This is a genomic window from Shigella sp. FC1967 (genome assembly GCF_001743005.1).
Lineage (GTDB): Bacteria > Pseudomonadota > Gammaproteobacteria > Enterobacterales > Enterobacteriaceae > Proteus.
The window spans coordinates 1-816 of sequence record NZ_MIIZ01001118.1 but is presented as its reverse complement, the minus strand read 5'-3'; the positions used below and the strand labels follow the sequence as shown (position 1 = coordinate 816).

Sequence of the window (816 nt, the reverse complement as noted above, 5' to 3'; positions counted from 1 at the left end):
AAAAATTAGCGTAACTAAGATTTGTCTTGGTTATATAAGCACTACAAAACCATGACCTTGTAGTTATCATATTCATAAAATTAGCCCCTCGAAAATCAGCTCCTTGAGCTAAACACTCACTAATTTCAAGACCTAAGGCGCTAATGTTTTTAAAATTACTCATTGATAAATCGCAGCTTTTAAAGCTAGCGTTTTTTAGTTTGGCTCTATTAAAATCACACCCTTCCAAGCTATTCCTGTCGTAAAAACTACAATCAACAAATTCAGTATCAGTTAAATCAACCCCTGAAAAATCACAATTTGAAAAGGCAATATTTTTAACTCTATTCCCCGTAAATTGATCTCGTGAAAACTTTTCATTGATAAAGTGCTTTTCCATACATGCTATACCTGGTTATTTATACAGTGTAATCATTGTACATTAATTTGAACAACCTTAAACTCTAGCTAAAATTGATTCATACAATCCCTTTTATGTTAAACGGGCGAGTTAGTTAGCAAAAACCGCCCGTTCATCCCCATTAAAGCCCCTCGAAACGATTTTAAGACACGATCACCCTATAAAAACACCCAAATCTACGCTGAAAGTTTAGAACGGTTTTGCGGGCTTCTGAGTGCGTTTTTAACATCGTGCAAACTGACAAGTAAAAACGATGCGAAATCGCTGAAAGTCACAAAACTTGTTTTGTGGCAAGAAGCGATTTGACCAACCGAGTAAAAACGAGGGCGGTAGGCTTTTTGTTTTTTATCCTGATGAGCGTCCAGCGAAGAAAGGGAAAAACAGGGGGAGCCGAAACGAAATGACACGCCCCAGCG

General features: G+C 37.4%; 2 protein-coding genes. Both read right to left on the bottom strand.

Annotation, left to right across the window (positions count from 1 at the left end; genetic code table 11):
- A partial coding sequence (locus BHE89_RS19035; RefSeq protein ID WP_141008339.1) for a pentapeptide repeat-containing protein occupies positions 1 to 379 on the bottom strand: 379 nt, incomplete at its 3' end.
- A 197-nt stretch (positions 380 to 576) separates the two neighbouring features.
- On the bottom strand, positions 577 to 816 hold a 240-nt coding region (locus tag BHE89_RS24440; RefSeq protein WP_216081034.1), incomplete at its 5' end, for a hypothetical protein.